The organism is Gordonia sp. 852002-51296_SCH5728562-b, assembly GCF_001665475.1.
In the GTDB taxonomy this organism is placed as follows: domain Bacteria; phylum Actinomycetota; class Actinomycetes; order Mycobacteriales; family Mycobacteriaceae; genus Gordonia; species Gordonia sputi.
This window is the reverse complement of record NZ_LZMI01000063.1, coordinates 61,607-67,926: the sequence shown is the minus strand read 5'-3', so window position 1 is coordinate 67,926 and position 6,320 is coordinate 61,607. Positions and strand designations below refer to the sequence as shown.

Below are 6,320 nucleotides of genomic sequence, written 5' to 3'. Positions count from 1 at the left end.
TGTCATCGATGATGTCGGTCATGGCCACCCCCCTTTTTTTGCCGCGTGTCGGTGATCGCTTGTGTGTTCGATCTGACCACAACGCTACAGGGTGGGTACGACAATTCGGACAGCGCGGAGAACGGCTGTGAAACATCGCCACCCAGACGACGGATCCGCAGGCGCGCGACCTGCGCGCTCAAACTGTCAACAATCCGACAATGTGTCATCATGCCTGCATGGAGTACGAATTCGGGTGGTGTGATGGCCCCGGCGAGCAGGTTGGCATCGGGATCGTCTGCCCGTTCGATATGGCTCTCGACCGCGAGCTGTGGCGCTGGATGCCCGACGGCGTTTCGCTGCATTTCACCCGTACCGGATTCATCGACGCCCCGGTCGACGTCGACATGTGCAAGGACCTGAACAACCACGCCGAGATCGCGGCGGCGGTGCGCGCGATTTCGGCCGTTCGGCCGAGTGCATATGCGTACGCGTGTGCATCGGGCAGCTTTGTCTACGGCATCTCCGGGGCCGTCGAACTCTCCAACTGCATGATGGGTGCCGGTGCGCAGCGCGCGGTGACGACGTCGGAAGCGCTGTTGCGTGCGTTGGATGCGTTGGGAATCAGTCGGATCGCTGTGGCGACGCCCTATACGAATGCGCTCACCGGATTGCTGTGCGATTTTCTCGCGCAAGCCGGACGCAGCGTGGTGGCACAGGCGGGACTTGGTCGTGACCACGACATCTGGACCATTCCGGATTCGGTGACGGCCGATCTGATCCGAGGCGCCGACCACCCCGATGCCGACGCGATCTTCGTGTCCTGCACCAACCTCTGGACCTACGACGTCCTCGGCGCACTCGAAGCCGAACTCGGCAAGCCGGTGCTCTCGGCCAACCAGGTGACCGCGTGGGCGACACTCGTCGACGCCGGCGTGCTGTCGCCGGGGATCACGCAGCCCTACGTCGTACCTGCTGCTGATCAGTCGCTGTTCGCGCGCGCCGCATGATCGAGCCCTGCGTGGGTTGAGCAACGTAGGGTTGGGTATGGCCACAGATAAGCCGTTCGACGCAGCGACCGATGCAAAGTACGTGCAGCTCACCACTTTTCGCAAAGACGGGACGCCCGTGGCGTCGCCTCTGTGGGCGGCCTACGACGGCGAGTCGCTGGTGATGTGGACTGAGACCGACTCGTGGAAGGTCAAGCGGATTCGACGCGACCCGCACGTCGTCGTCCAGGCGTGTGATGCCCGTGGAAAGAAGCTCCGGGGTCAACCGGTGGACGGAACCGCGACGATCCTCGACGCCGCCGGTACCGATCACGCGCGCAGTGTGATCTCGAAGAAGTACGGCATCGTCGGTTGGGTTCTCGTCAAGGCGAGCCTGATCCGTCGCGGCAAGGACGGGACGATCGGCATCGCGATCACACCGCGCTGAGTCGACGCCTCCGCGCAGCAGGAATCTCGTGATAGCAACGCGCCCAAACCATTTCGTGTTCGACAGGACTGATCGCACCTGAAGCGAGACGATCATCGGCGTCACGCAGGAGGATGGCGAGGTCGCAGATGCTCCGCCGGGTAGCTCGGGCAGTGGCGTCGGCGCCGTAACCGGTCCACGCCTCCAGGGTGCGTGTCTGCGTGCGCACCAGGTGGGTGCGCTGCCCGACGACCACAACCGCCGCACACGCGACGACCATTCCGCTCAGCATTCCAGCAAGCCCGAAGCCGCCCATCCACGACGCGATCAATGCGGAAGTCAACACCGTGGCGATTGCGACGAAGGGTAGTGCCCGCCACACACGCAGCCATCGCGCGTCGTCTTCGCTGGCGCCGGGCGGATACACGACGATGCGATGGCAGACCCAATGGCGCGCGTAGCCGACCTGGACGTATCCCCAGCGCGACGATCCTGACCCGTTCATGTGATCGGTTCTAACTCCTACACACGCGGGAGAGCGTATTCCTCACGACTTCTCGACGCCGTGATCGCAGATCTTGACGCGCCTTTGACGAGGCCCGCTGCACGGCTGAGTCGGTCGGCGCGAAGGTTGCGTCAACAAACCCCGGTGCCGCGTATGGAACGCGTTAAGAGGTCTTCCGACACAGATGAATTAGACAGAAGCTGTGGTGCGCCGTTCGCCAGCTCGACGTTCGGCATGCCCAGCCAAGGAGTGTGTGACAAGTGGCCGATGTGCTTTATGTACTCGCCGCGTTGATCGGCTTCGCGCTATGTGTCCTGGTGGTCCGGGGCGTTGACGCGAGGATCGGCCGATGACTGCAGACGGAGTGTTGAACGTGGTTCTGCTGGTCCTGTCGGCGGCGACAGCGATCTACCTCATGATCGCGCTGATCAAGCCGGAAAGGTTCTGACCGTGAATTCATCCCTTGCGGGGGCGCTCCAGGTGGCGTTCGTCGTCCTGGTTCTCGCAGTCGTCTACGTGCCGCTCGGCGACTACATGGCCCGCGTGTACCGCAGCACTCGCGACCTGCTGCCCGAGCGCGCGATCTACTCGTTGGCTCGCGTCGACGCCCGGCGCGAACAGACGTGGGTCGGCTACGTGCTTGCGGTACTGGCCTTTTCGCTGATCTCGTTTCTGTTCCTCTACCTGCTGCAGCGGCTGCAGGGCGTGTTGCCCTGGTCGGACGGCAAGGCAGGTGTGAATCCGGCGACAGCGTTCAACACCGCGATCTCGTTTGCCACCAACACCAACTGGCAGTCGTATTCGCCAGAAGTGGTGATGAGCAACCTTTCCCAGATGCTCGGACTCGCCGTGCAGAACTTCGTGTCCGCCGCCGTCGGCATGGCTGTGGCCGTCGCGCTCATCAGAGGGTTGGTGAATCGACGCGGCGACGGACTGATCGGCAACTTCTGGGTCGACCTGACGCGTACGTGCGTCCGTATTCTCCTGCCGCTCAGTGTGATCGTCGCGATCCTGCTGCTGACTCAGGGTGTGGTGCAGTCGTGGCACAGCGGCTTCGGCTTCACGACGATGTCGGGTGATCCTTCCCGAAGCATGGTGGGGCCGTTCGCTTCTCAGGAGGCGATAAAGGAACTCGGAACCAACGGCGGCGGTACGCTGTCGGCGAACTCGGCGCATCCGTTCGAGAATCCGACGCCGTTCAGCAACATCGTGGAAATCCTTGCGATCCTGATCATTCCGATCTGTCTGACACGCACCTACGGCACGCTGGTGCGCGATCGACGTCAAGGCCTCACGCTGCTCGGCGTGATGGCGGCGATCTGGGGTGTGATGCTCGCGATCGTGTGGACCTTCGAATCGCGCACCAACGGTCTTGCCGCTCAGGCTGCCGGCGCGATGATGGAGGGCAAGGAACAGCGTTTCGGTATTCCCGGAAGTGCGTTGTTCGCGGTCTCGACAACCGGAACATCAACGGGCGCAGTCAATGCCGCTCACGACAGCCTGTCTGCCGGCGGTGGTGGAGCGGTGATCTGGAACATGCTTCTCGGCGAGGTCGCACCTGGCGGCGTCGGCACCGGTCTGTACGGAATCCTGATGATGGCTGTGGTCACGGTGTTCGTCGGCGGTCTGCTCGTCGGACGCTCGCCGGAGTTCCTCGGAAAGAAGATCGGCCAGAACGAGATCACCATGGCGGCGCTGTACGTACTGGTCATGCCTGCTCTGGTACTGGTCGGCGTCGGTGTCAGCGTTGCGATGGGTTCGACGCTCGACGCCCAGGGAAACAGTGGCGACCCGGGGACTCCGGGATCGATCCACGGATTCTCCGAGGTGATCTACGCGTACGCGTCGGCAGCGAACAACAACGGCAGCGCGTTCGGTGGGCTGACGGTCACCAGTGACTGGTTCCAGACGTCGCTCGGAATGGCGATGCTGCTCGGCCGGTTCTTGCCGATCGTGTTCGTGCTCGCGCTCGCGGGGCTGCTCAGCCGCCAACGCCCGCGCGGGGTGGTCTCGACAGGCTCGACCAGCGGGTATGGCTCGACCAGCGGGGTTTCGACAAGCTCAACCAGCGGGGACGGCTCAACCGGCGGGGACGGCTCAACCGGAGGGGACAGCGGGGTGGTTGCGGTCCTCGAGCGGCAGGAGGCCGTCCGGGCCGAGGCCAATCTCCCCACGCACGGACTGCTGTTCGGCGCACTGCTACTCGGCACGATCCTTCTCGTCGCCGGTCTCACCTTCTTCCCGGCCATGGCGCTGGGACCCATCGCGGAGGCACTTCTGTGAGCGTCAACACCATCGAATCCGACGTGACACCCGAGGAGGCGGCGGTCGAACAGCGTGAGGAGACACAACTGGTCTCGCGCGGCTCGTTCGATCCTCGGCAGCTCATCACGTCGGTTCCGCAGGCACTGCGGAAACTCAACCCGCGCGACCAGGCGCGTAATCCGGTCATGTTCGTCGTGTACATCGGGTCGATCGTGACCACCGTGCTCGCGATCTGGCGGCCGTCGTGGTTCGCATGGCTGATCGCGGCGTGGCTGTGGTTCACCGTGCTCTTCGCGAATCTGGCCGAGGCCGTCGCGGAAGGTCGAGGTAGGGCGCAGGCGGATTCGCTGCGAAAAGTCAAGCGCGACAGCATGGCTCGTCGACTCGACGAGAGCGGTTCGATTTCGCAGGTGTCGGGAACGGCCCTGCGGGTCGGCGACCTCATCGTCGTCGAGGCCGGTGAGGTGATCGCGGGCGACGGAGACGTCGTCGACGGCATCGCGACGGTCGACGAGTCGGCCATCACCGGCGAGTCCGCCCCGGTGGTGCGCGAGTCCGGCGGCGACCGCTGCGCGGTGACCGGCGGCACGGTGGTTCTCAGCGACCGCATCGTCGTCAAGATCACCGCCGCGCCCGGAGAGAGTTTCGTCGACCGGATGATCGCGCTCGTCGAGGGTGCGTCGCGCAAGAAGACGCCCAACGAGATCGCACTTGACATCCTGCTCGCGAGCCTGACGTTGATCTTCCTGCTCGCGGTGGTCGCGGTCGGTCCGATGCAGCAGTACGCGGGCCAGAGCCCCGACGCGATCAAGCTGATCGCGCTGCTCGTATGCCTGATTCCGACGACGATCGGCGCGCTGCTCAGCTCGATCGGTATCGCGGGCATGGACCGGCTCGTGCAGCGCAACGTCCTCGCCATGTCGGGGCGTGCGGTGGAAGCCGCGGGCGACATCGACACCCTGCTGCTCGACAAGACCGGCACCATCACGTTCGGTAATCGCCGGGCCACCGAGATCTTCCCCGGACCGGGAACTTCGACGGCCGAGCTCGCCGAGGTGTCTTACCGCTGCAGTCTGGCCGACGACACCCCCGAGGGGCGCAGCATCGTCGAATTGTGTTTGGACGAGCACGATGTGGTGCCCGCCGACGCGGAAGCGCTCGCCGCGACGCGTGGTCACGAGCACCCCGAGTTCGAGGTCGTGCCCTTCACCGCGGAAACGCGAATGAGCGGCATCGATGTACGCACCGGTCCTGGCCCCGTCGTCGAGTACCGCAAGGGTGCCGCCGACGCTGTCGCGCGCTGGGTGACAAAGCTCGGTGGTGCCATGCCGGTCGAGGTGACCGAGCGGGTCGCCGAGATCTCGAACGGCGGTGGTACGCCGCTGGTGGTGGCAGTCAACGCCGAGACTCCGCGCGTGCTCGGCGTGATCCAACTGTCCGATGTCGTGAAACCCGGTATGACGGAACGCTTTGCGCAGCTGCGTGAGATGGGTATCCGTACGGTCATGGTGACCGGCGACAACCCGCTCACCGCGAAGGCGATCGCCGCCGAAGCCGGCGTCGACCACTTCGTCGCCGAGGCGACACCGGAGGACAAGCTGGCACTGATCCGTGCCGAGCAGTCGGGTGGACGCCTGGTCGCGATGACCGGTGACGGCACCAACGACGCACCAGCGCTCGCGCAGGCCGACGTCGGTGTTGCGATGAACTCGGGAACGTCGGCGGCCAAGGAAGCCGGCAACATGGTCGACCTCGACTCCGACCCGACCAAGCTCATCGACATCGTGGCGATCGGCAAGCAGCTGTTGATCACGCGTGGTGCGCTGACGACGTTCTCGCTGGCCAACGACCTCGCGAAGTATTTCGCGATCCTGCCTGCGATGTTCGTGAGCATCTATCCGCAGCTCGACTCCCTCAACATCATGCGGCTGCATTCGGCACAGTCGGCGATCGTCTCGGCGGTGGTGTTCAACGCGCTCATCATCGTCGCGTTGATCCCGCTCTCGCTGCGCGGTGTGCGGTACCGACCCAGCTCGGCGTCGAAGTTGTTGGGGCGCAACCTACTCGTCTACGGCGTCGGAGGCGTGATCACCCCGTTCGTGGGGATCTGGCTCATCGATCTCGTCGTCCGCTTCCTCCCGGGAATGGGGTAATC

At 64.5% G+C, this 6,320-nt stretch carries 6 protein-coding genes; 5 read left to right on the top strand and 1 reads right to left on the bottom strand.

The window, feature by feature from the left end; genetic code table 11:
* Nucleotides 1-218: 218 nt before the first annotated feature.
* Nucleotides 219-989: a maleate cis-trans isomerase family protein gene (locus A5766_RS11995; RefSeq protein WP_064904856.1), complete on the top strand. Its 771-nt coding sequence runs from the start codon at nucleotides 219-221 to the stop codon at nucleotides 987-989.
* Nucleotides 990-1,026: 37 nt separating this feature from the next.
* Complete coding sequence (locus A5766_RS11990) at nucleotides 1,027-1,416, top strand: PPOX class F420-dependent oxidoreductase (protein WP_197501436.1); 390 nt, start codon at nucleotides 1,027-1,029, stop codon at nucleotides 1,414-1,416.
* Here the strand turns inward: A5766_RS11990 and A5766_RS11985 are convergent.
* Nucleotides 1,403-1,900 (bottom strand): DUF6611 family protein, encoded by a 498-nt coding sequence (locus tag A5766_RS11985; RefSeq protein WP_064904854.1) that lies wholly within the window; start codon nucleotides 1,898-1,900, stop codon nucleotides 1,403-1,405. The two genes, A5766_RS11990 and A5766_RS11985, sit on opposite strands and share 14 nt — an antisense overlap.
* Before the next feature lie 349 nt (nucleotides 1,901-2,249).
* On the opposite strand from A5766_RS11985, the gene kdpF reads away from it, so the two are divergent.
* Genes kdpF through kdpB form a run of 3 tightly spaced genes read left to right on the top strand, consistent with a single transcriptional unit; the run spans nucleotide 2,250 to nucleotide 6,318 of the window.
* On the top strand, nucleotides 2,250-2,348 hold the full coding sequence (gene kdpF / locus A5766_RS11980; RefSeq protein WP_064861331.1) for a K(+)-transporting ATPase subunit F: 99 nt from the start codon (nucleotides 2,250-2,252) through the stop codon (nucleotides 2,346-2,348).
* Between the two features lie 2 nt (nucleotides 2,349-2,350).
* Nucleotides 2,351-4,183: a potassium-transporting ATPase subunit KdpA gene (gene kdpA, locus A5766_RS11975; RefSeq protein WP_064904853.1), complete on the top strand. Its 1,833-nt coding sequence runs from the start codon at nucleotides 2,351-2,353 to the stop codon at nucleotides 4,181-4,183.
* 23 nt (nucleotides 4,184-4,206) lie between these two features.
* Nucleotides 4,207-6,318 carry a potassium-transporting ATPase subunit KdpB gene (kdpB, locus tag A5766_RS11970; protein WP_231894628.1) on the top strand — a complete coding sequence of 704 codons (2,112 nt, stop codon included), beginning with the start codon at nucleotides 4,207-4,209 and terminating at the stop codon, nucleotides 6,316-6,318.
* Nucleotides 6,319-6,320: the final 2 nt, after the last annotated feature.